The following is a 22,857-nucleotide window of genomic DNA, read 5'->3' as shown; positions in this document are numbered from 1 at the left end:
CCCGCCTGCGCTGGCTGGGTTTCGCGCCGATCTTCGACGGTTTCTGGATCTCGCCGACGGCGGCCGCCGCGGACACCGTGCGCGTCGGCAGGCTCGACGCCATGGTCACCAACGCGGGCGTGCTCCGCGACCGGGTGCTGTGGAAGATGTCCGACGACGACTTCGACACGGTCATCGGCGTGCACCTGCGCGGCACGTTCACCTGCGTGCGGGCCGCCGTGCTCCGGTTCCGCGAGCAGGGCGACGGCGGCCGGGTGGTCGTCGTCGGCTCGCCGGCCGGGCAGCGCGGCAACTTCGGGCAGACCAACTACTCCGCCGCCAAGGCAGGCATCGTCGGCATGGTCCGCACGTGGGCGCTCGAGTGCGCGAAGGCCGGGATCACGGTCAACGCGGTCGTCCCGGTCGCCGCGACCGGCATGACCAGGACGATCCCCGCGTTCGCCGGGCACGTCGCCGCCTGGGAGGAACGCGGCGAGCCGCTGCCCGCCTGGCTGCGCCAAGCCGAGGGGTTCGGCACCCCGGAGGACGCCGCCGGGCTCGTCGCCTTCCTCGCCTCCGACGCCGCCGCCGGGATCACCGGCCAGGCCATCGGCATCGGCGGCGACAAGCTCTCGCTGTGGTCGCACCCCGAGGAGGTGGCGGTCGCCTACCGCCCCGGTGGCTGGGACCCGGACGCCATCGCGACGACGTGGCACACCTCGGTCGGCCGCGAGCCGAGGTCCTACGGCATTCCCGCACCATCGGAGGGACCGGCATGACGACGGAAGCGACCGGCAGGGCGACCGGCATCGACGAGCTGCTCGCGCTCGCGGGCACCGACCTCGGCCGCACCGAGTGGCGCGAGGTCACCCAGGAACAGGTGAACACGTTCGCCGACGCCACCGGCGACCGCCAGTGGATCCACGTCGACCCGGAGCGGGCGGCGACCGGGCCGTTCGGCGGCACCATCGCGCACGGCTACCTCACGCTGTCGCTGGTCATCCCGCTGTTCGGCGAGCTGTTGGTGATCGACGGCATCTCGATGAGCGTGAACTACGGGCTCGAGAAGGTGCGCTTTCCCGCGCCGGTCCCGGTCGGCGCCAGGATCCGGCTGGCGGGCACGGTCGCGGCCGCCGAACCCGTGAAGGGCGGCGGCGTGCAGATGCTGCTGGACTTCACCGTCGAGGTGGACGGTGGCGACAAGCCCGCCTGCGTGGCCCGCGCCGTCTACCGGCACTACGCCTGAGCGGTCAGGGCACGCGATGGGTGGTGTGGTGGCGGACCTGCTCGACGTCGTCGGGGTCCAGCTCGCGCACGATCTGCTGGACGCGGTGCTCGGCGAGCGGGCCGAGCCCGTCGTACACCTCGGCGAACAGGGCACGCGCGTGGTCCCTCGGCCAGTCGCCGGGCAGCAGCGCGTGCGGCAGGTCCGGGTCCTTCCACCGGAACGTCCGCCACTGGTCCATGACCTCGGTGCGGGTGACCAGCGCCTCGGCGGCGGTGACCGCGCCGAGACGGACCCGCTCGGCCAGCGGCGCCACGGTGCCGACGAACTCCGCGTACAGCCCGCGGACCTCGTCGAGGTCCCACGCCTCGGTCAGCGGCCGCCCGCCGACCGGCCCGTCGGTACGCAGCACGACCGCGCTCGTCACGGCAAGCTCGCCCAGCTCGCGCACGGTGTCCGCGGCGGCCGCCGTCGGCGAGATCCAGAAACCGTCGAAGATCGGCGCGAAACCCAGCCAGCGCAGGCGGGTGCGCAGCTGGTGGCGGACCTCGCGCTGCTCCTCGGGAATCGAGAACGCGACGGTCGTCCACGTGCCGTCCCACGGCTGCGGTGTGGCACCGAACGCCATCACCTTGCGGACCGCGTCACCCAGGGTCGCCGCGGCCGCGCCGTCGACGCCGTAGAACGTGCGGCGGCCGTTGCGGTGCACGGTGATCATGCCGCGGCGGGACAGCCTGCTCAGCGCGGCCCTGCCGCTGGCCTCGGTGATCCCGAACTCGGCCAGCAGCCGGACCAGCGCGGCGGAGGACGCCCGGCCGTTCGTGGACAGCCAGTAGTCCGCGTAGAGCGTCATCAGCAGGTGCTGGGGCGCACCGCCATGCTGCTGTCGGGGCAACAGGTCGGAGCGTGGGCCGCGCGGGGCGGCTGATCGCGGCATGGCCGTCACGATCCGCAGTGTATAGGTGCGATACCGACCGTCATGGTTTGTGACAGTCGTGAACGGAGGAGGTGTCCCGTGGCCGAGCAGCCGCTCGCCGGACGGACGGTCGTCGACCTGACGACCGCCCTCGCCGGGCCGTACGCCACCCTGCTGCTCGCGGGCCTCGGCGCGCGGGTGATCAAGGTGGAGAACCCGCGCACGGGCGGCGACTCGTCCCGCGGCAACGCGCCCTACCTCGGCAGGGAAGGGCTGAGCCTCGGCCGCGCCCACGACGACGACATGTCGGTGTCGATGCTGCTGCGCGGGCGGAACAAGGAGAGCGTGACGCTCGACCTCAAGCACCCCGGTGGCCGCGCGGTCCTGACCGACCTGGTGGCGTGGGCCGACGTGCTGGTGGAGAACTACAGCGCGGGCGTGACCGCGCGGCTCGGCATCGACTACGCGGCCATGCGGGAGGTCAACCCGCGGCTGGTGTACACGTCGATCAGCGGGTTCGGCGCGCAGGGCGGACCGGCCAAGGCCATGGACACGATCATCCAGGCACTCTCCGGGATCATGGGCACCGCGGGAGAGGAGGGTGACGACCCGGTCCGCAACGGGCTGCCGGTCGGTGACCTCGTCGCGCCGCTGTTCGCGGTGGTCGGGACGCTCGCGGCGGTCGTGCAGGCCGACCGCACGGGCGAGGGCCAGCACGTGGACGTGTCCATGCTCGGCGCGCTGACCTCCCTGGTCGCGTGCGAGCCGTTCGACGCGTACGCGGCCGTCGGGCTCGTCCAGCGCACCGGTTCGCTCGTGCCGCGGCTCGCGCCGTTCGGGCTGTTCGAGGCCACCGACGGGTGGCTCGCCCTGTGCGGGCCGACCGACCGGTTCGCCGCCGGGGTGTTCCAGGCCATGGGAGAACCGGCGCTCGCGGCCGATCCCCGCTTCGCCACCCGCGACGCGCGGGTCGCCAACGCGGCCGGGCTGCACCGGTTGATCGCGACGTGGGTGGCCGGACAGCGACGGGCGGACGTGGTCACGCTGCTGACCGACAACGGCGTGCCCGCCGCGCAGGTGCGCGAACCGGCCGAGGCCGTGCGCGACCCGCTGGTCAGGGCCCGTGCGGAGGTGGTGTCGCTGGCGCACCCTCGGCACGGCGCCACCGCGGACATCTCCGCGACCGGGGTGCCGATCGTGTTCTCCGGCGCGGAGGTCGGGTTCGACCGGCCTGCGCCCGCGCTCGGCGAGCACAACGAGCGGGTGTACGGCGAACTGCTTGGCTACGACGGCGACCGGCTCACCGCGCTGCGCACGGACGGGGTCATCTGAGCGTGGGCACACCACTCGAGCGGCTGCTCGGCCACTACGCGCGGCGGTACCCGGTCGCGACGGACCGTCTCGTGATCGGGTGCGTCGGCCAGGACGTGCCCGTCGAGCTGGTGGTGGCGGCCGGTGCGGTGCCGGTGCGACTGGCCGGGAAACCCGGCGCGGACGTGACGGCGGGGGAGACCTACCTCGGCGCCGGTGTGGACCGGTGCACCCGGTCGGTGCTGACCCGGCTGCTGGCGGGGGAGTACGGCCGCCTCGACCGGCTGCTGGTGTCGCGGGACTGCGAGGCGTCGCTGCGGTTGTTCTACGCGGTCCGGGAGCTGCGGCGCGTCGAGCCGGAGCTGGGCCTGCCCGAGACGTACCTGGTCGACGTGCTGCACCTGCCCCACTGGACGACCACCCGGTACAACCGGGTCCGGTTCGGCGAACTGGTCACGGTGCTGGAGCGGTGGACCGGCGCCCGGCTCACCGAGGAGGCCGTCGCGGCGGCCATCGGGGAGTACGACGAGCACCGCCGGTTGCTGCGCGCGGTGTCGGCGCTGCGCCGCGGCGCCCGGCTGACCGGTGTGCAGGCGCTGGCCGCGTTCGGTGCCGCGCTTCCCGTGGCGGAGCACAACGAGCTGCTGCGTGCCCTGCCGGCGTCCGGCCTCGGCGTCTACTCGGGACGACGGGTGTTCCTCACCGGCAGCTCCCACGACAACCCGGACGTGTACCGGGCGTTGGAGGAGGCGGGGTTCGTGGTGGTCGGTGAGGACCACGACTGGGGCGACCTACTGGCCATGCGGCCCGTGGCGGCACCGACGCTCGACGCACTCGTCGAGCGATACCAGTACAACGGCCCCACCGCGGCGCGCGCGTCCATCGACGACCGGGCGGCGAACACGGCACGGGCCGCGGTCGAGTGCGGGGCCGAACTCGTCGTGTCCTATGTCCGAGGCAACGACGACGCGCCACCGTGGGACTTCCCAGCGCAGGCGGCGGCGCTGCGCGCGCACGGCATCCCGGCCGTGCTGGTGGACCGCCAGGAGTACGGCGAGATCGACCTCGCGGGGGTGTGCGGTGAGTGAGAAGCTGCTGGCGTCGGCCACCGAGGCCACCCGGTACCAGCGCGCGTGGTTCCGTGAGCTGCGGGGGCTCGCCGCGGCCGGTACACCGATCGCACTGGTGAACGCCGACGCGCCGCAGGAGATCTTCCGCGCCATGGGGATCCCGTACGTCGTCAACCAGTGGTGGGCGTCGGTGGTCGCGGCGAAGCGGCGGGCACCGCACTACCTGGAGCTGTTGCGGGAGAGAGGTTACCCGGACTACACCGAGCAGTACAGCTCGATCTCGCTCGGCTCGCTGTTCGACCAGGAGCCGGAGCACGCGCCGTGGGGCGGGCTGCCGCGCCCGTCGATCGTGCTGGGCGAGAACGTCGGCGACGGCGGCCGGAAGATCTTCGACGTGTGGGGCGGGCAGCCGGACATCGCCTACTACGCGCTGGAGAGCGCCGCCGAGAACGCGGTCCCGGTCAACTGGTGGGACCTGATGCCCCACGACTGGGAGAAGGCCATCGGGACGGCCCGTCTGGACCTGATGGAGTCCGAGCTAGAGGGCCTGATCCGCTTCCTGGAGACGACGACCGGCCACGTCTTGCGCGAACGCGAACTGCGTCGCGTCCTGGATCTCATCAACGAGCAGGCGGAGTGGAACCGCCGCTCCCGCGACCTGATCGCCTCGACGACCCCGAGCCCGCTGGCCGTCACGGACAGCATCCCGAGCGTCATGATCCCGCAGTGGCACCGTGGCACCGAGTGGGCGCGCGACGCGGCGCGCCGGTTCTACGAGGAGGTCGAGGAGCGGGTCGGGGCTGGCGCGGCGGTGTGCGAGAACGAACGGGTCCGTCTCATGTGGATCGGCCGGGGTCTCTGGTACGACATGGACTTCTACCGCCGCTTCGAACAACGCCACGGCGCGGTCTTCGTCTGGTCGATGTACCTCGCGATCGCGGCCGACGGCTACCCGAGATACGGCGACAATCCACTGAGGACACTGGCCGCCCGCTTCGCCGCCTTCAACGACCAGCTCTACACCCCACCGTGGTCGTGCGAGTGGTACGTGAAGGAGGCAAAGCTGCACCGCGTGGACGGCGTGGTCCACCTGGTCTCCGACGACGCCCGCGGCAGCTACTTCACGAACCGCGCCCTGCGCGCGGCGGGCATCCCGGTGTACGAGCTGCACGCGGACAACGTCGACACCCGCTCCTACCAGGAGACAACGGAACAAGCACTGACGAACTGGCTGGAAACCGAGGTCGTGCGCTGACCGGGACCACGGCCACCGCACTCGCAGAGTGCGATCCCAGTGCCCCGAAAGGCGCTTTCAGGACGTTGAACGTCCCAGAATCGGCTTTCGTGGCGCCAACTATGCCCCGAAAGCGTGGCGGATTCAGGCGGTCAGCCAGAGTGCGGCCGCGGTCAGAAGTGCCTCCGTTGCCCGCAGCAGCGCCGGTTCCACGTTGTCCGGTACGAACTCCGAGGAGTGGTTGCCCGGGGCGATGCCCGCCATGACCGCCCGGTTCGGTTGTTCTGCTCCGTCCGGGTACCGCACGGGGTCGAAGGCGCCGAAGTTCCAGAAGACCGACGGGACGCCTGCCGCCGTGCCGAAGCGGCCGAAGTCCTCGCTCGCCGGTTTCGTGCCGGTCTCGTGTACCTCGTCGGCGCCGAAGGCCGTCGTGAAGGCCGCGATCAGTCTCCTGGTGGTGTTCTCGTCGTTGACCAGCAACGGGAAGTCGTTGATCGGAGTGATCTCCGGTGGCCTCGGTGCGCCCGCCGCCGCTGCCTCAGCCGTGACGATGCGTGTCACGGCGGCCAGGACGCGGGTCCGCACGTCCTCGTCGAAGGTGCGGATGTTCAGCTTCAGCTCGGCCTCGGCCGGGATCACGTTCTCCTTCGAGCCTGCCCGGATGGCGCCAACCGAGACCACCGCGACGTCGGTGGCGGCCAGCTCGCGGGCCACGATGGTCTGCAGCCGCAGCACTATCGAGGCCGCTATGACGATCGGGTCCACCGTGGTCTGCGGGGCCGATGCGTGGCCGCCTCGGCCGAACACGGTGACGCGCAGGCTGTCCGCCGCGGCCATGAACACCCCGGGGCTGGCGTACAGGTGCCCGGCGGGGGCGGAGATCACGTGCTGGCCGAGCGCAACGTCGTAGCGCGGGAACCGGTCGAGGAAACCGTCGTCGAGCATTGCCCTGGCTCCCGCGCCGATCTCCTCCGCGGGCTGGAAGACCGTGAGTACCGTGCCGGACCAGTGTTCGCGCCGCGCCGCCAGCTGGTCCGCCGCGCCCAGCAGTGCCGTGACGTGGGTGTCGTGTCCACAGGCGTGCATCACCGGCACCACGTCGCCGTCCGGGTCGACTCCCGTGGCCCTGCTGCGGTAGGACACCTTCTCCGTCTCGTCCACCGGCAACGCGTCCATGTCCGCGCGTAGCAGTACCGAGCCGCCCTCTCCGTTGCGGAGCACGCCGACCACGCCAGTGCCGCCCACGCCGGTGGTGACCTCGAACCCGGCCGCGGTCAGCCGGGCCGCCACCACCGAGGCGGTGCGCTTCTCCTGGAACGACAGCTCGGGGTGTTCGTGCAGATCCCGGTACACCTCGACCAGGTCGGCGATCCGGTCGGCGAGTCCTGCGGTCAGCGTGGTCATGTACTCCCTCTTCCTAGATGGGGGTGCCGGGTGGCAGGCCGGGCAGTTCTGCCGGGTCCTCGAACGCCTTGTGTGTCAACGCCTTCCAGCGGGTCGTCACCGCCGGGCGGCCCGGGTCACCGAACCATGGGCCGGTCGCGATGGCCTCCACCGCCGCCACCCTTGTGTGGTGGTGCAGTTCCGGGTCGGTCAGGGTGTGCTCGAAGCGGCGCAGCAGCGTCCAGCCGATCGTCTCCGTGCGAAGGTCGCGTGCCGTGCCGGTGAGCAGGCCGATCGCGTGTCCCACCGTGGCCGCCAGAAGTTCTGCCGGCCCGGTGCTTTCCGCCACCCGGTTCAGCCTGGCCGGGGCCAGCAGCGGACCCGCGACGACGTCGGTGCCCGCCGCGATCGCGGCCGCCTGGTCGAACGCGCCCGCCGTGCGGTGGTCGAACTGTCCCTCGCGGCGCGGGCGTCCGCCCGCCGGCCCGACCAGCAGCGGGCGGATATGTGCCGGGACGTCCAGGAACTCCGGCGTCAGCAACGCGGTCAGCTCGGTGAGCGCGGCCCGTTGCCGCTCCTCGGGGACCGGGGTCGCCGCGCCCGTGAAGGACGCGCCGTCGGTGACGGCGTAGCGGCGTTCGCTGCCGCCGACGAGCTTGGCCACGGCCGTGGCCTGGTGGCGGTGGAGCAGGTACAACACCAGGAACCGGCGCTCGATCTCGTTCGCGTCGCTGCCAGGCGGCACCACGGCCGGGCCGAACCGGCGCAGCGCCGCGGCACGCACGGCCAGCAGTTCCGTCAGCGCCGTGACGGGGTCGCCGGGCGCGATCCACGTCGCGCCGCAGGCGTCGGCCGCGTCGTCGGTGCGTGCGTCCGCGTCGGTCACGTAGTCCAGGTCCGGTGGCGCGGCGACCGTGCCGTACAGGGCCGCGACCTGGTACCGGTCCCACGGGCCGAGGCCCGTCGCGTACGGCGCCGGGGCGACCGGGCGGTCACCGTCGATGGCGAAGGCCGGGCCAGGGTAGTCCATGACGGACGGCCGGGAATGCCGGTGCGACGCGAAGTTGTGCGCGAACCCGAGCCCGTGGCCGATCTCGTGCGCGGCGAGCTGCCGCACCCTGGCGGCCACCACGTCGGCCACGGCGGTGGCGCCGTCGTCGTCCGCGTAGGGCGCCAGCACGCTCTCGGTGATGGCCCGCAGCTGCTCGACCCGCTGAGAACCCAGCCGCACCACGGCACGCAGGATCTCCCCGGTGCGCGGGTCGGCCTGCGTCATGCCCATCGACCAGCCGCGGTCGGCCCGGTGCACCCACAGCACCACGTTGCGCCGCGGGTCGGTCAGGTCCGCGCCGTCGGGCAGCGGCTCGACCCGGTAGGCGCCGGGCAGACCGGCCGCCTCGAACGCGTCCTGCCACCAGTTGCCGCCCTCGAGCACGGCCTCGCGGATCGCGGGTGGCATCGCCGGGTCCAGGTGGAAGACGATCGGCTCGGTCGTGCGGAACCGGGTGGCGAGCGGGGTCTCGGCGTCGCGGCCGTCGATGAGGTCGAACCGGTGCACGGTGTGGCTCGACGTCGCGCCGACCGTCGGGTCCAGTGGCACCGGCTCGTAGCCGGGTGGCGGCAGCGGGCGCACCGCCACCTGCTGCCGCACACTCACCGTGTCGCCGGGTGCCGGCTCGATGGGCGGCGCCAGGGACAGCGACACCCTGGGGGAGTGGCCGGTGGTGTACTTCGGTCGCGGCTTCTGTTGTGCCGCACGGAAAACCAGCACCGACTCGATCGCGAGCACGTCGCCGTGCCACTCGACCCGGTCGAGCCGCGAAAGCGTGCGGTCGAGCACGAACGGCGCGTCGGCGGCGTCGGTCAGCCGCTGTCCGATGCCGACGAGGTCCACCAGGCCGAGTGGTGCGGGGTCGAACGAACCGGGCGCCGGGACCGGGCAGCGGGCGAGTGCGGACTCGGCGAACGAAGCCGCCGCGGCGGCCCGTTCCGCCGCGGTGGCACCGGAGTGGCCGTAGGTGGTGTTGCACGCGGTGACGATCACCTCGCCGCTGGTGTCGTCGCTGTCGGCGCGGCACAGCAGCGACGGGCCGACCTCGCCGCGGTCCAGCCCGGTGGCCGACCGGCCGAGGCCGCCGACGATCGTCGCGTCCACGATGAACTCGCGCGCCGCGACGAACGGATCCCTCATCGGTTCGCGCCCGGCACCGCGGCGAGCAGCGCGCGGGTGTACTCGGCGGTCGGCCGGGTGAACACGTCGCCGACCGCGCCGGACTCGACGACCTGCCCGTGGTGGAGCACCACCACCTCGTCGCTGACCTGTTCCACGACGGCCAGGTTGTGCGAGATGAACAGCATCGTCAGAGCCAGCTCGTGCCGCAGCCGGTCCAGCAGCGCCAGCACCTCGGCCTGCACGGACACGTCCAGCGCCGAGGTGATCTCGTCGGCGATCACCACCTCGGGCCGGGTGACGAGCGCCCTGGCGATCGCGATGCGCTGCCGTTGGCCGCCGGAGAACTCGTGCGGATAGCGGTCGGCGGCGTCGGTGGGCAGCGCGACGTCCGTCAGCGCCTTCTCGATCTCCTCCCGGTGCCTGCGCACCCTGGCGTGGGCCGGGTCGAGTGCCTCCGCCAGCGTCTGACCGACCGTGCGGCGCGGGTTGAGCGAGGAGTACGGGTCCTGCGGGATCAGCTGGACCCGCCGCAGGAACGCGCGCCGGTCGCGGCGGCCGAGGCCGCTGACATCGGTGCCGTCGAGCAGCACCCGGCCCCCGGCGATCGGCACGATGCCCAGGATGGCCCGCGCCAGCGTCGACTTGCCGGAGCCGGACTCGCCGACCAGCCCGACGGTGTGCCCGTCCGGCACGGTGACGCTCACGTCGTCCAGCGCGGTCACCGCCCCCGCGCCCCGGCCGAACCGCACGGTCAGATCCTCCACACTGAAACCACTCACGACTCCTCCTCGCAGGCTCCGGGGAGCCGCTCGCGGTCGCCCTGTGCCTGATGCTCTGCTCGATGGTTCGCTCCGCAAGCTCCGCTCACGGCTCCGCAAGCTCCGCTCATGACCGCACTCCCAGCCGTGGCACGGAATCGAGCAGCATCCTCGTGTACGGGTCGCTGACCTCACCTGCCCGCAACGCGTCCTGCGTCAGTTCCTCCACGAGCACTCCGTCCTTCATGACCAGCACGCGGTCGCACAGCTCCTCGACGACCCCGAGGTCGTGGGAGATGAACAGCGTGGCGGTGTCGGTCTCGTCGCGAATCCGCGCCAGCTCCTTGAGGATGCCGGCCGCGACCGTCACGTCGAGCGCGGTGGTCGGCTCGTCGGCGACGAGCAGCGCGGGCTTGGCCGCCAGTGCCGCGGCGATCATGGCGCGCTGCCGCATGCCGCCGGACAGCTCGTACGGGTGGGCCCGCAACAGCCGCTCCGGGTCGGTGATGTGCACGCTCGCCAGCAGCTCGGCGATGATCGCCCGCGCTTCCTTTTTCGACTTGCCCCGGTGCACGCGCAGCACCTCGGTCAGCTGGGCGCCCATCCGCAACGCGGGGTTGAACGTCGTGCCGGGGTCCTGGTAGATCATCGCCACCGCGTCGGACAGCTCCGTCCGCGTGGTGGCGCCGAGCAGGTCGACGCCGCCGACCCGCAGTTCGCTCGCCGACGCGGACAGCCCGTCGGGCAGCAGCCGCGCGAGCGACAACGCGGTCAGCGACTTGCCACTGCCGGACTCCCCGACGAGACCGAGGATCTCGCCCCGGCGGATCTCGAAGGAGATCCCGTGCACCAGCGCGGTCCCGTCCGAGCGTCGCACCTCCAGGTCCCGCACCACGACCGGAGCGTCCGATGTGGACGGTGTGGAGACGGTCCCGGCTGGTGCGGCCGGTGGGCCGGGTTTGCGCGCGACGCGTGGGTCGGCCGCCGCCGCAAGACCGTCGCCGACCAGCATGGCCCCGATCGACAGCAGCAGGATCATCAGTGTCGGCCCGACCACCTCGATCGGCCGCGAGTAGATCGCGGGGAGCGCGTCGGCGAGCAGCCTGCCGAGGTCGAAGTCCGGGGTCTGCACGCCGAGCCCCACGAACGACAGCGCGGACATCGCCACCAGTCCGGTGGAGAACGTCGACGCGAGCTGGATGAGCAGCGGCTCTGCCATGTTCGGCAGCAGGTGCCGCCCGATCAGCGCCCTGCGCGGCACCCCGATCAGCCGGGCGGTGGTCACGAAGTCCCGCTGGTGGACGGCGCCGCTGAGGTTGGCGGTCAGCCGCGCGGTCGCCGGGATGTTCGCCACCGCGACGGCCACCACCAACTGCCACCTGCCCGCGCCGAGGATCGCCGCGAGCACCACCGCGACCAGCAGTTCGGGGTAGGAGACGGTGATCTCCACGATCCGCAGCGCGAACTCCCGCACCCTGCGGGGCGCGGTCCACACCGCGGTGCCGATGAGCACGCCGGCGGTCATCGAGATCGCGGTCGCGACCAGCGCCATCATCAGGCTCGCCTCGGCGCCGACGAGCGCCCTGGCGAACAGGTCCCGGCCGAAGTCGTCGGTGCCGAGCCAGTGCTCGCCCGACGCGGGCGCGGCGATGTCCGAGCTGAGCCCCTTCGCGGCGTCCTCCAAAGTGAACCCCGCGATGATGACGACCAGCGCGGTGCCTGCCAGCAGCACGCTGCCCGCGATGAGCGCCGGGTTCCAGCGTAACCGCCTCGGCCTAGCCATGGTGGCCTCCTCGCACGCGGGGGTCGACGATGCCGAGCACGATGTCGACGGCCATCGTCATGAGGGCGGACAGCACCGCGAGCACGAGCACGATGCCCTGCACCAGCGGGTAGTCCTTGGTCGCGACCGCGTTCACCACACCGAGCCCGAGACCGGGCCAGCCGAAGACCGTCTCGACGCTGATCGCGCCGCCGAGCATGCCGATGAGGATGATCCCGCTCAGCGTCAGCGTGCTCGTCAGCAAATTCGGCAGCGCGTACCGCGCCGCGGTGCGCATCGTGCCCAGCCGCCAGCCCCGCGCGGTGCGCAGGTAGTCCTGTTCGAGCACGACCGCCGTCTCCCTGCGCACGATCCGCGCGATCAGGCAGATCGACGGGAGGCTCAGCGCGAGCGCGGGCAGCAGGATCGACAGGCCAGGCTGCGATCGCGTGTACGCGGGTGGCAACAGCTCCAGCGTCACGGCGAACAGCAGCACCAGCAGGGTGGCCATCACGTACGGCGGGATCGCCGCGACGAACGCGGTCGTGTAGCCGAACGTCGAGTCGAGCTTGCGCCGCCTGCCGCCTCGGGTGAGCGCGCCGACCGCCATCCCGAGCGGCACCGCGACCAGCAGCACGACGAGCAGCGCGACGACCGCGAGGACCGCGGTGAACGGCAGCCGCCGGAGCACCACCTCGGAGACCGGGGCGTTCAGCGAGAACGAGTGCCCGAGGTCGCCGTGGAGCAGCCCGCCGACGTAGTCACCGAACCGTTCCAGGACAGGCCGTTCGAGGCCCATCTCGGCCCGGATCCTGGCGATCTGGTCGACGGTGGCGTCCGGTCCCGCCGCGCTCACGGCGGGGTCGCCTGGGATGAGCGGCACGATCAGGAACGTCACCAGCACGGCGACCACCACCGTGCCGACCAGCCCGGCGAACCGCCGCAAGGCGAACGATGGCCACGTGGAGCCGCCCCTGGCGCGGCGGGGCCGTTCGAGTCGCTCGAGTCGTTGCGTCGCGGTACTCATGACGCACCGATCCGCAGGGTCGCGAAGTCCACGTAGTCGTCGAACACGGACACGGTCACGTCGGGCCCGGAGACGTAGGTGAGGGGACTGCCTGCCAGCGGCACGATGTCACTGCGCTCGAACAGCGTCCGCTGCGCCCGCTGGAACGCGTCGCACCGGCTCTTCTCGTCGGTGGCGGCGAGCCCCTCGGCGAGCGCGGCCGCACCCTCCTGGTTGTCGGACGCGCTGTAGTTGCGGCCGCCGTCCTCGACGCTCGGCCCGATCACGCGGTCGAGCGAGGCGCTGATCGAGCCGACCGAGTTGAGGTCGCCGAGGAACACGAGGTCCCAGTCGGCGCCGCCCTCGGCGATCGTGCTCCAGAACGTGGCGTTGTCGACCTTGTTCATCGTCACCTGCGCTCCCGCATCGGCGAGTACCTGGTAGATGTAGTCGGCGCCGCCGCTGAACTGCCGGTTCGCGGTGTTGCCGATCATGGTGATCCCTTCCGCGCCTGCCAGTTCTTCCTTCGCCGCGTCGGGGTCGTGTGGTGCGAGCAGCGAGCGGTCGGTGTTGACGCACGCGAAGCTCTCCGGCACCACCGAGGTCAGCTCCTTCGAGATGCCCTTGCTGAACACGGCGTTGAACGAGCGTTGGTCGATGGCCATGGCCACCGCGCGGCGCAGTTCCGGCCGGTCGGCGAACACCCGCCCAGGCCGCTGGTTGAACACGACGTAGGCGGTCGCGTTGGTCACCTGGTACTGGTGCAGGTCAGGCTGGGCGGTGAACCGCTTGACCGCGTCGGGGTCGGCGAACTGGCCGAGGTCGAGGTCGCCCGCCAGGATCTGGTTGGCCACCGTCGACTGGTCGGTGGAGATGCCTGCCTCGATGCGGCGGGGCGGGTCGCCGGTGAGCGGCTTGGCGAACGCGGGCCACGCCGCGTAGTCCGGCCGCAGTTCGAACGTGTAGCTCAGGCCCTGCTGCGCGTCCGCGACCGTGTACGGGCCGGAGAACGCGCCCTTCACGGTGCCCGCGGCGAGACCGTCCGGGTCGGCGAGCCCCGCCGGGCAGACGATGCCCGCCTGCGGGATCGCCATGCCCTGGGGCAGCGTGGTGAACGGGGTCGAGAGCGTGATCCGCACCGTCGCGCCCGCCACGTCGACCGCGACGTCACCAGGCCCGAAGACCAGGTTTCGCCACGTCGACCCGACCTCGGGGTCGGCCAGCTTGCGCAGCGACCCGGCGACGACCTCCGCCGTGATCGGGGTGCCGTCCGCGCACGTGGCGTCCTCGCGGATGGTGAACGTGTACGCCGACGCGGACTCGGCCGTCCAGCTCGACGCCAGCCCGCCGATCAGTTTCCCGTCGCTTTCCCTGCGCAGCATGGTGTCGTAGAGCAGGCTCGACACCTGGAAGGTCTGCTGTCCCTGGGCCAGCGTCGGGTCGAAGCTCGACGGGTCGGCGTTCAGCACGGTGCGCACCGTGCCGGTCTCCTTGGGCCCGGCGACGGCCGACGCGCACGCGCCGGCCGCCGCGAGGCAGACGGCGGCGGTCACCGCCGTCAGTGTCCTGACCGTTCGATGGGTCATGAGCTCTCCTGAAGGGCGGTTGTCGATGGGAAGTGCAACGGCAGCGCGGTGGACCCGGCGGTCCCGCCGCCGTCGACCCGCAGCACGGATCCGGTGACGAACGCGGCGTCCGGCCCGGCCACCCAGACCACCGCGGCCGCGATCTCCTCCGGGAGACCCGCGCGGCCGACCGGGTTCGCCGACACGGCGTGCGCGTACTCGGGGGTCACCGGGTTCACCGGGCTCGCCACCTCGACGAAGCCGGGCGCGACCGCGTTGACGCGGATGCCCTGGCCGCCCAGCTCGACGGCGCAGGCCTTGGTCAGCATCTCCACCGCGGCCTTGGACGTGCAGTAGTGCGCGGCACCCTGCCGTGCGCGGGTGGCCGCCGACGAGCTGATGTTCACCACCGCGGCCGGTCTGCCCGCCGCGGCGAGGGCTCTGGTCAGCAGCATGGGCCCGCGCACGTTCACGTGCTGCACGCGGTCCCATGCCGTCGCGGTCATGTCGGCGAGGGTGGTGGCCGGGTAGATGCCCGCGGCGTTGACGAGCACGTCGACCGGCCCGGTCGCCTCGACGGCCCGGTCGACGACCTCTGCGCAGTCCTCCGCCGCCAGGTCGGCGACGAGCGCCCGGCCACCGAGCGGTGCCATCGCGGCCACCAGGTCGGGTTCGCGTGCGTCGACGCCGGTGACCGTGTCACCGAGCGCGTGGAACGCCTTCGCGACCGCGAGGCCGATGCCGCCCGCCGCGCCGGTCACCAGAACATGCCTAGCCATGGCGTACCACCTCCGCTACCTGCTCGTGCGTGCCGAACCAGACCCCGTCGTGGCCCGCGATGTGGTCGAGGAGCGCCCGCAGCACCACCAGCCGCGACCGGTGTCCGATCACGTGCGGGTGCATGGTCAGCTGGAACACGCCGCCGTCGGCGAGCGCGGCGTCGAACTCGTCGCGCCAGATCTCCAGCAGCGCCCTTGGCCGGGTGAACGTGGCGCCCGTCGTCAGATACGGGACGTCGTCGCGGATCCACTCGACCGGCACCTCGACGATGCCGGTCGGCTCGCCGTCGGCGAGCAGCTCGTATGGCTCGTCGTCGGCCATCAGCGAGGAGTCGTAGGAGAACCCGAGCTCACGGATGATCGCCAGCGTCGAGTCGGAGAAGTCCCAGCTCGGCGTGCGGATCCCGGTCGGGCTGGTACCGGTCAGCCTGGTCAGCGTGTCGCGGGCGCGGCCGGTCAGGTCCAGCTCCTGCGCGGCGGTCAGCCGGGTGTTCCGCTCGTGGATCCAGCCGTGCGCGGCGACCTCGTGCCCGGCCGCGACGTACGCCTCGATGTCGCCGGGGTGCAGCAGCGCGGACACGGCGGGCACGAAGAAGCTGGCCCGCGCACCGAACTCGTCCAGCAGCCGCAGGATCCTCGGCACCGCGACGCGCGAGCCGTACTCGCCCTGCGCGAGCCTGCCGGGGCTGGTTTCCCCGTCCCGCAGGGGAATCGTCTCGTGGTCGGCGTCGAAGGACAGCGCGACCGCCACCCGTGCCCCGCCCGGCCAGCTCGGCGGGGCCAGCCGCCGCCCGGCGCGGACCCGGCCGACGTGCCCGCGCCAGACCTCCTCGTCCCACTGCCACGGCTCGGTGCTCACCACGCGCACCTGCCGTCCTCGTCGATCCGGACCCATGCGCGTTTGAGGGTTCGTGCCTGCAGGGTCATGTCGGCGCCGTGGACGCCGGGCAGCGCGCCGACGACCCCGGTGAGGTAGTCGTACAGGTCGCCGTACCCGGGCAGCACGCCGTGCAGTACCAGGTTGAACCGGCCGGTCGTGGCGCTGACGTAGCGGGTCGACGGCTCCTTCGCGAGCATCGCCCCGACGTTCGCCAGCTCGGCGGGCTCCACGGTGAGCCACTGCATGAAGTCGACGTCCAGCCCGAGTACCGGTGTCTCGAACAGCGTCCGGAACCGCAGGCAGCCACGGTTGACGAGGGACTCGACCCGCCGGGCGGCCGTGGACTCGCTCGCGCCGATGGCGGCGGCGATCTGCGCGTAGGTGGCGCGGCCGTCCGCGGCCAGCGCCCCGGCGATCGCGAACTCCTGCTCGGTGAGCTGCTCGGTCTCGTGCCAGGCCCGGTGCCCGGTGACCTGCGCGGTGTGCCGCAGCCGTGCGGCGGCGTCGGGGCCGAGCAACCCGGTGTCCCATTCCTCGAACGCGAGGAACTTCCTGACGACCACCATCGACTCGGTCTCGACGATGTCGTCCGGCCGGGGGAGGTCCTCGACCAGCGCCCGCGCGACGTCCTGGTGCCTGCGCACCACGACCTCGGCCGCGACGTCGGCGCTGCCGGACACGACGGTGACGAACCGCGTCACGGGCAGTGCCGCCAACGCGTCCGCGACGTCGTTCGCCCGTCCCGGCTTGCACCGCATGCGCACGATCAGCGAGATGCCCAGCCCGCACCGGAGGTGGTCCAGCACCCCGGTGACCCCGACGACCCGCGACTCGACCAGGTGCTGCCCACGCCGCGCCACGGTCGACTCCTTGGCGTCGACGACGGCCGCGACCTTCTTCCACGACGCGCGCCCGTCGAGCTGCAGTGCCGCGACGATGCGTCGGTCCAACTCGTCGAGCTTGAGGACTTCGCCCATGGCCTAACCATCATATGAGGGAATCTCTCAAGTCAAGTGCGCAATCTGCGGGACACCGCCATTTAACGTCTCCGTAGTAGGCGTGGGGAGCGTGCGCGCCCTGGTGTGGGCGGACAAGTGCGGCCTCGGGATTTCTTCTGTGTTGCGCTCACCATCCCGAAAGGTTGGCACTGTTATGTATCGCCGTTATGGTTTATCCATAACGTTGATATGCAACGCAGGAGGACACCATGGCATACCGGCTTCGCCTCGCATCCGGCATCGACGTTCTCGACGCGTGGACCGCCACCGCCGACATCGCGGACTTCATCGTCGTCGCCGACGCGTTGTTCACGGTCGTGGAGCGTTCGGTCTACTTCGCGTACCCGGTCATCGACGACCCGGCGATGGCGCGTGAGTTCGTCGTCGTGGTGCGCGACAACCTCGCCATCCGGGTTCGGCTCGACGATGTCGAGAGGTTCGGCATCGTCTTCATCGGCTCCCCGCTCGCGGCCTTCGAACCGCGCAAGGCACCCACGGCCGAGTCGCAGTCCGGGACCAACTGACCGATCGGACGAGGAGGACGCGACATGACCACGACCGAATGCCCGTACCTGATCACCGACAGGGCGTACGACAACACGCTGTTGGTGCCCGTCCCCGTGCCGGTGGCACCGCCTCGGCGCCGGGGCGTCGCCGCCCGTGCCGACCGGCTCGGCCGGGCGGTGCTCCGGAGCCGGTTTCCGGGTCACCGGCGAGGATCGGGGGACCGCCTGCGGATCGCGCGGAGCCGTCGGGGAGACCGGCGGCGGTCGGTGCGCCGCCGTGCCCGGCCCTCGCGGCGGGCGGCCTGACGCCAGTCACGATCCGACCTCGTCGCGTTGGCACACCGGTCCGCCGCTGTCCAGGGCCCGGAAAGAACACGTGTTGCCCGATGACCTCCACCTTTACGCCGCTGGAGAAGAGAGCGTGATTGCCGCGGCGGGGATCCGGGTAGTCCCTGTGTGACGGACTTTCCCCGACTGGTGAGAAGAGAGGTCCCCATGGTTTTGGGAATCGTCATTGGCGTATGTGTCCTGCTGATCATCCTCGCGTTCCTGGTGCCGCGACTGTCTCGTGGTCCCCAGCATGGTGCGCAGAAGACGGCGGGTGCTGGCGGCCAGGTGGCGGGCCTGGCCCCGGGGAAGCTCGGCCACTGGCTGAGCAAGCCGTTCTCGAAGTCCCAGAAGGCGATGGGCAAGAGCGCGGGCGCCGGCCGTAAGGGCCGCGGCAAGATGCCGTTCTGACCGGAGAGATCCCGCGCGGTGCGTTGACGAAGCGTCGGCCACCACTCACGTCCGCACGTGGGTGGTGGCCGAACGCGTGACCAGGGAGCGCGCGATCAGCCGCAGCTGACCGCGCGATCGGGCGACGAGGTGTCGTCGAGGCGCCGGATGAACGAGTCGCCGCCCACGGTGGTCCGTTGCTCGCAGGCCGCCGCCTCGTCGGAGAACGGGCCGAGGTAGATGGAGTAGATGTCGGCACCGTCGAGCTGATGCCGCAGGGAACCGCACCCGGTCGACGGCGCGTGGAGGTACCGCGCGCCGGGGTTCGCGTCGAGGTGCGCCTGGACGTCGCGCTCGTAGTGCCGCGGGTTGACGGCGGAACCGACGATGACGATGTACTGGCCGTCGCATTCCGGTGTGCTGAGTGGCTCCGACACCGACAGTTCGGGTGCCGCGACCTCGGTGGTGCCCGAGGGGGTCGTGGTCGGTTGCCCGCCGTCCCCGCCGCTGCCGCCGTTCCACGTCGGCAGCCAGATCAGCGCGGCCGCACCGGCCAGCGCGATCAGGACCGCGAACGTGGCGACGGCGAGCCACCAACGGTTGCCGGACCGTGCCGGCACGGCGAGGGTGTCCGGTACCGGCAGGGTCGCGGGCCGTGGCGGCACCGGCTGTGCGAGGGCCCGGCCCGCCGCCGCGGCCAGTTCCCCCGCGCTCGGGAAGCGCTGCTCGGGACGCTTCGCCATGCCGGTGGCGATGACGTCGTCGAAGGCGGGGGACAGGCCGGGCCGGTGCGCCGACGGCCTCGGCGGCACCCGGTCGACGTGCGCGTGCATGAGTGCCAGCGCGTTCTCGTCGGGGAACGGTGGCGTGCCGGTCAGGCACTGGAACAGCAGGCAGGCGAGCGAGTAGACGTCCACCCGGTGGTCGACCGGCTGGGTCCCGAAGCGCTCCGGCGCCATGTAGGCGACCGTGCCGATCGGGATCCCGGTCCCCGTGATGTCGGCGCCCGCGCCCATCGAGCGCGCGATGCCGAAGTCGACCAGGTAGGCGAAACCACCCGCGTCGAGGAGCACGTTCGACGGCTTGACGTCGCGGTGCAGGAGGCCTTCGGCGTGTGCCGCGTCCAGTGCGCCCGCGACCTGGCGGATCACGTCGACGGCGGCGGCCGGGTGCATCGGACCGTGGTTGGTGAGCGTCGTGCTCAGGTCGGCGCCCTCGACCAGCCGCATGTCGAGGTACAGGCGGCCGTCGATCTCGCCGTACGCGTGGATCGGGATCACGTGCGGTTCACGCAGGCGCGCCGCGGCCCGTGCCTCCCGGATGAACCGCCGCCGGAACTCGTCGTCGTCGGCGATGTGCCCGGCGAGCAGCTTGACCGCGACGACCCGGTCGTGCTGGGTGTCGTAGGCGCGGTGGACCTCGCCCATCCCACCCCGCGCGATGAGCTCGTCCATCCGGTAAGGGCCGAACTGCCACATCACCTACGCGCCCCCACCCCGGCCTCACCAACGACGATCGCTCCCGCGATGCCGGAATCCTATAAGCCACGCGGGCGCCGGTGGCGGGTCGGGCGCAACGACGCCGAGGCGCCCGGAGGAGATCCGGACGCCTCGGCGCGGTGCCCCGCGTCGGTCAGGGGTTGACCTGCCAGTGCACGTTGACCTTGTAGCTGCCGCCGTGCCCGTTGAACGTGAACGTCCCCGTCGGCAGGCGGAAGTTCGTCCAGCCGTAGTTCGAGGCGTTCTTGTACATCCACTCGTACCGGTTCGGCATGTACACGTAGTGCGTGCCGGGGTGGAACATGTCGTCCTGGAACAGCTCGAACAGCCAGTCGAAGAACGTGCCGACCAGCCAGGCGACCGCCTTGCCGATGGCCTCGGCCAGCGCGGCACCGAGGTAGCCGGTCAGCACGCCGGCGACCGCCTTCTCGATCACCTTCAGCACGTCGTCCTTGACCTTGCCCCACACGGTGTTGATCGCGTCGGCGAAGCCGGAGCCGTCCTTCTCCGCGAGCATCACCACGGTGCTGTAGGTCCTCGGCCACGCGCCGGCACCGGTGAGGTCGAACCGGTGGAAGAGCTTGCCGGGGTCGGCGTAGACCTTGACCTCGTTGTCGTCGAAGTCGTCGGCGACCGTGAACTGGTTGACCTTGGTGGTGGCGCCGTTGTGGCCGACGGCGACCCCGCCCATCGCGATCTCGTCGTCACCCGGCCACTCCGGGTTGGTCTCGTCCGCGCACTTCACCCGCTCGATCCGGTAGTCCAGGCTGGTGAGCGTGGGGATCTGCAGCTGCAGCGGCACCTGGTACTTGACCGCCATCTCCTTGGCGTCGGCCTCCTCGAGCTTGTGCGTCGCCTCGATCCGCGCGGCCCGGTCGGTGAGCCTGCGCTTGAGCCCCGCCCTGTCGAACGGCACGGAGTCGGGGGTGAACACGCCGGAGAAGCCCAGCCCGGCGTACTTGCCGGGCTCGTGGGCGCCGTGCCTGCCGAACTCGCGCTTGCGGACAGCCGGGTCGGCGATCATCGCCCGCGCGGCCTCGGCGGCGGTCTTCTGCCGGTCGACCGGCATCGAGAGGATGCCCGTGCGCAGGTCCTCCTCGATGCTGCCTGCGGGATACTGTTTCGCCGGGTCGGCGGCGACCACGGCCATCGAGTACTTCAGCGCGTAGTCGGCGTCCTGGATGATCGACGCGATCTCGGGGTCGGATCTGAGGTCACCCGGTGTTGGCGGGGCAGGGTACTCCGGGTCCTCGGCCGTCGTGCGCGGCGGCGGGGCACCGGTGGTGCCTGCCGCGGCCTGCGCCGGGATCAGCGCCGCCGTGAGCGCGGTGACCGCTATCAGAGGCAGGGCGTAGCGACGTAGCGCGCCTGCGGAGGATAGTCGTGAACGCATGGGTATTTTCCTTCCGTGTCGTGGGCCGGTGTGGTTTCGCCGTCCTGCGAGAAGGTCTACGGACAGGTAGTTGCCGGGCGGCTGTGGTTCGGCTGTCGGGCGGATGCGTCCCTGGAAGGAGTGGTGCGTGACCGGTCTCGAGGTCCGCGTGCTCGGTGCCGTGGAGGCCGTCGGTCCGCACGGGACGGTCGCGCTGACCAGTACCCGCCGGGTGATCCTCGGGGTACTGGCTCTGCGTGTCGGGCAGGTCGTGCCCTACACCGAGCTGGTCGACGTCCTGTGGGGAGAGTCGCCGCCACGCACCGCGTTCAAGACCCTGCACAGCCACGTCGCGCGGATCCGCCAGGCGCTCGCCGCGTGCGGGGTGCCCCCGGTGGTCACCACCCGCGACCCTGGCTACGTGCTGGAGCTGGCGCCCGAGCGGGTCGACGCGCACCGGTTCGAGCTGCTGGTCCAGAGCGCCCGTGCCGACCTGGACCGCGGCGACACCCGGGTCGCCGTCGAGACCCTGCGCGCGGCGTCGGACCTGTGGCACGGCGAGCCGTTCTCCGGCACGGACCTCGGCGAATGGGGTCACCACGAGCTCGACCGCCTGCGTGAGCTGCGGCTGTCCGCCACCGAGGACCGCTGGCACGCCGAGATCGCCACCGGCAACGCCCTCGCGGCGGCGCTGGAGCTACCCCGGCTGGTGGCGACGGAACCGTTGCGGGAGCGGCTGACCGGGTTGCTGATGCTGGCGCTGCATCGCTGCGGCAGGCACGCCGAGGCACTCACCGCCTACGAGAGGCTGCGCCACCACCTCGCCGACGAGCTCGGCGCCGACCCCGGCCCGGAGCTGTCCGGACTGCACACCGCGATCCTGCGCCGCGACCCGTCCCTCGACGCGCCTGCCGCCGCCGCGCAGACCGTCCGGGTCACCGCGCAGGTCCCGGCGCAGATCCCCGCCAGGGCCGGGCACTTCACCGGCCGGGCGGGCGAACTGTCCGACCTGGACGACGCGCTCGCCGGTGACGAGCCGCCGATCGTGGTGATCTCCGGACCCGCGGGCATGGGCAAGACGTCACTGGCCGTGCAGTGGGCCGCGAGCATCGCCACGCGGTTCCCTGACGGTCACCTGTTCCTCGACCTGCGCGGCCACGACCCCGACCACGCCATCGCGGCCGAACTGGCGCTCGCGCACCTGCTGCGCGGCCTCGGCGTGCCGGAGGACCGCATCCCCGCCGGGGAGTCGGCGCGCTCGGCGCTGTACCGGACCCTGCTGCACACCAGGCGGTGCATGGTGCTGGTGGACAACGCGGGCACCGTCGACGACGTGCTGCCGCTGGTGCCCGGGTCGGACACCAGCGTGCTCGTCGTGACGAGCAGGCATTCGCTCACCGGTCTCGTCGCCCGGCACGCCGTGCACCACGTCGTGCTCGACGCCCTCGACGCCGCCAGCTCGGTGGCGCTGCTGGGAAAGGTGCTCGGCAGGGCGCGGGTCGCACGCGAGCCGGAGGCCACCGCCCGCCTCGCGCGGGTCTGCTCGGGGATGCCGCTCGCGTTGCGGATCGCGGCCGCCCGGCTCGTGGGCGTGCCTGGCCGCTCGGTGGCCGAGCTCGCCGACGAGCTGTCCGGCACCCGGCTCGACGGGTTCGCCGTGGAGGGCGACGCGCGCACGGTCCGGGCGGTGCTCGCGAGCGCCTACCGCCCGCTCTCACCGGCCG

The 22,857-nt window shown here is 71.9% G+C and carries 21 protein-coding genes; 9 read left to right on the top strand and 12 right to left on the bottom strand.

All coding sequences use genetic code 11. The features are described from left to right. Positions 1–758: SDR family oxidoreductase (locus WBA97_RS24580; RefSeq protein WP_424233270.1), on the top strand; the 758-nt coding region annotated here is incomplete at its 5' end. Then, complete coding sequence (locus WBA97_RS24575) at positions 755–1,225, top strand: MaoC family dehydratase (protein WP_424233269.1); 471 nt, start codon at positions 755–757, stop codon at positions 1,223–1,225. The genes WBA97_RS24580 and WBA97_RS24575, both read left to right, overlap by 4 nt. A 4-nt stretch (positions 1,226–1,229) precedes the next feature. On the opposite strand, the gene WBA97_RS24570 is transcribed toward WBA97_RS24575, so the two are convergent. Continuing rightward, a complete protein-coding gene (locus WBA97_RS24570) occupies positions 1,230–2,141 on the bottom strand; it encodes a PaaX family transcriptional regulator C-terminal domain-containing protein (protein ID WP_424233271.1) in 912 nt (303 codons plus the stop codon). Between the two features lie 78 nt (positions 2,142–2,219). On the opposite strand from WBA97_RS24570, the gene WBA97_RS24565 reads away from it, so the two are divergent. From WBA97_RS24565 to WBA97_RS24555, 3 genes are read left to right on the top strand one after another with little or no spacing between them, the layout of a single operon-like run. Then, a complete protein-coding gene (locus WBA97_RS24565; RefSeq protein WP_424233268.1) occupies positions 2,220–3,452 on the top strand; it encodes a CaiB/BaiF CoA transferase family protein in 1,233 nt (410 codons plus the stop codon). 2 nt (positions 3,453–3,454) lie between these two features. After that, complete coding sequence (locus tag WBA97_RS24560) at positions 3,455–4,519, top strand: 2-hydroxyacyl-CoA dehydratase (RefSeq protein ID WP_424233267.1); 1,065 nt, start codon at positions 3,455–3,457, stop codon at positions 4,517–4,519. Then, positions 4,512–5,756, top strand: coding sequence for a 2-hydroxyacyl-CoA dehydratase (locus WBA97_RS24555; protein WP_424233266.1), 1,245 nt, complete (start codon positions 4,512–4,514; stop codon positions 5,754–5,756). The genes WBA97_RS24560 and WBA97_RS24555 overlap by 8 nt, the downstream gene beginning before the upstream one ends. Positions 5,757–5,879: 123 nt before the next feature. Here the strand turns inward: WBA97_RS24555 and WBA97_RS24550 are convergent, their stop codons facing one another. The 9 genes from WBA97_RS24550 to WBA97_RS24510 all read right to left on the bottom strand — a co-directional run bounded on the left by WBA97_RS24550 (position 5,880) and on the right by WBA97_RS24510 (position 17,018). Beyond that, on the bottom strand, positions 5,880–7,139 hold the full coding sequence (locus WBA97_RS24550) for an amidohydrolase (protein ID WP_424233265.1): 1,260 nt from the start codon (positions 7,137–7,139) through the stop codon (positions 5,880–5,882). A 13-nt stretch (positions 7,140–7,152) separates the two neighbouring features. Beyond that, positions 7,153–9,309 carry a zinc-dependent metalloprotease gene (locus WBA97_RS24545; protein WP_424233264.1) on the bottom strand — a complete coding sequence of 719 codons (2,157 nt, stop codon included), beginning with the start codon at positions 9,307–9,309 and terminating at the stop codon, positions 7,153–7,155. Beyond that, on the bottom strand, positions 9,306–10,070 hold the full coding sequence (locus WBA97_RS24540; protein ID WP_424233263.1) for an ABC transporter ATP-binding protein: 765 nt from the start codon (positions 10,068–10,070) through the stop codon (positions 9,306–9,308). The genes WBA97_RS24545 and WBA97_RS24540 overlap by 4 nt, the downstream gene beginning before the upstream one ends. A gap of 106 nt (positions 10,071–10,176) precedes the next feature. Continuing rightward, complete coding sequence (locus tag WBA97_RS24535) at positions 10,177–11,832, bottom strand: ATP-binding cassette domain-containing protein (protein ID WP_424233262.1); 1,656 nt, start codon at positions 11,830–11,832, stop codon at positions 10,177–10,179. Continuing rightward, the gene (locus tag WBA97_RS24530; RefSeq protein ID WP_424233261.1) at positions 11,825–12,838 is read right to left on the bottom strand and encodes an ABC transporter permease; all 1,014 of its coding nucleotides are present in this window, start codon (positions 12,836–12,838) and stop codon (positions 11,825–11,827) included. Before WBA97_RS24530 ends, WBA97_RS24535 begins: the two co-directional genes overlap by 8 nt. After that, positions 12,835–14,403 carry an ABC transporter substrate-binding protein gene (locus WBA97_RS24525; protein ID WP_424233260.1) on the bottom strand — a complete coding sequence of 523 codons (1,569 nt, stop codon included), beginning with the start codon at positions 14,401–14,403 and terminating at the stop codon, positions 12,835–12,837. The genes WBA97_RS24530 and WBA97_RS24525 overlap by 4 nt, the downstream gene beginning before the upstream one ends. After that, positions 14,400–15,161, bottom strand: coding sequence for an SDR family NAD(P)-dependent oxidoreductase (locus WBA97_RS24520; RefSeq protein WP_424233259.1), 762 nt, complete (start codon positions 15,159–15,161; stop codon positions 14,400–14,402). The genes WBA97_RS24525 and WBA97_RS24520 overlap by 4 nt, the downstream gene beginning before the upstream one ends. Then, positions 15,154–16,020 (bottom strand): polysaccharide deacetylase family protein, encoded by an 867-nt coding sequence (locus WBA97_RS24515; RefSeq protein ID WP_424233258.1) that lies wholly within the window; start codon positions 16,018–16,020, stop codon positions 15,154–15,156. Before WBA97_RS24515 ends, WBA97_RS24520 begins: the two co-directional genes overlap by 8 nt. Next, positions 16,017–17,018, bottom strand: coding sequence for an Lrp/AsnC family transcriptional regulator (locus tag WBA97_RS24510; protein WP_424233257.1), 1,002 nt, complete (start codon positions 17,016–17,018; stop codon positions 16,017–16,019). Before WBA97_RS24510 ends, WBA97_RS24515 begins: the two co-directional genes overlap by 4 nt. Before the next feature lie 230 nt (positions 17,019–17,248). Here WBA97_RS24510 and WBA97_RS24505 point away from each other — a divergent pair, with 230 nt between their 5' ends. The 3 genes from WBA97_RS24505 (at position 17,249) to WBA97_RS24495 (ending at position 18,283) form a co-directional block, all read left to right on the top strand. Further along, on the top strand, positions 17,249–17,563 hold the full coding sequence (locus tag WBA97_RS24505) for a DUF6235 family protein (protein ID WP_424233256.1): 315 nt from the start codon (positions 17,249–17,251) through the stop codon (positions 17,561–17,563). Positions 17,564–17,587: 24 nt separating this feature from the next. Further along, the gene (locus WBA97_RS24500; RefSeq protein ID WP_424233255.1) at positions 17,588–17,851 is read left to right on the top strand and encodes a hypothetical protein; all 264 of its coding nucleotides are present in this window, start codon (positions 17,588–17,590) and stop codon (positions 17,849–17,851) included. A 189-nt stretch (positions 17,852–18,040) separates the two neighbouring features. After that, on the top strand, positions 18,041–18,283 hold the full coding sequence (locus tag WBA97_RS24495; RefSeq protein ID WP_424233254.1) for a DUF6411 family protein: 243 nt from the start codon (positions 18,041–18,043) through the stop codon (positions 18,281–18,283). 95 nt (positions 18,284–18,378) lie between these two features. On the opposite strand, the gene WBA97_RS24490 is transcribed toward WBA97_RS24495, so the two are convergent. Next, positions 18,379–19,716: a serine/threonine-protein kinase gene (locus WBA97_RS24490; RefSeq protein WP_424233253.1), complete on the bottom strand. Its 1,338-nt coding sequence runs from the start codon at positions 19,714–19,716 to the stop codon at positions 18,379–18,381. A gap of 178 nt (positions 19,717–19,894) precedes the next feature. Continuing rightward, a complete protein-coding gene (locus WBA97_RS24485) occupies positions 19,895–21,154 on the bottom strand; it encodes a hypothetical protein (protein ID WP_424233252.1) in 1,260 nt (419 codons plus the stop codon). 127 nt (positions 21,155–21,281) lie between these two features. On the opposite strand from WBA97_RS24485, the gene WBA97_RS24480 reads away from it, so the two are divergent. Then, on the top strand, positions 21,282–22,857 hold a 1,576-nt coding region (locus WBA97_RS24480; RefSeq protein WP_424233251.1), incomplete at its 3' end, for a BTAD domain-containing putative transcriptional regulator.

The sequence above is a fragment of the Actinophytocola sp. genome, from assembly GCF_049647105.1.
Classification (GTDB): Bacteria; Actinomycetota; Actinomycetes; order Mycobacteriales; family Pseudonocardiaceae; genus Actinophytocola.
Note: the sequence above shows the minus strand (reverse complement) of the source record. Positions and strands in the feature narration are given on the sequence as shown.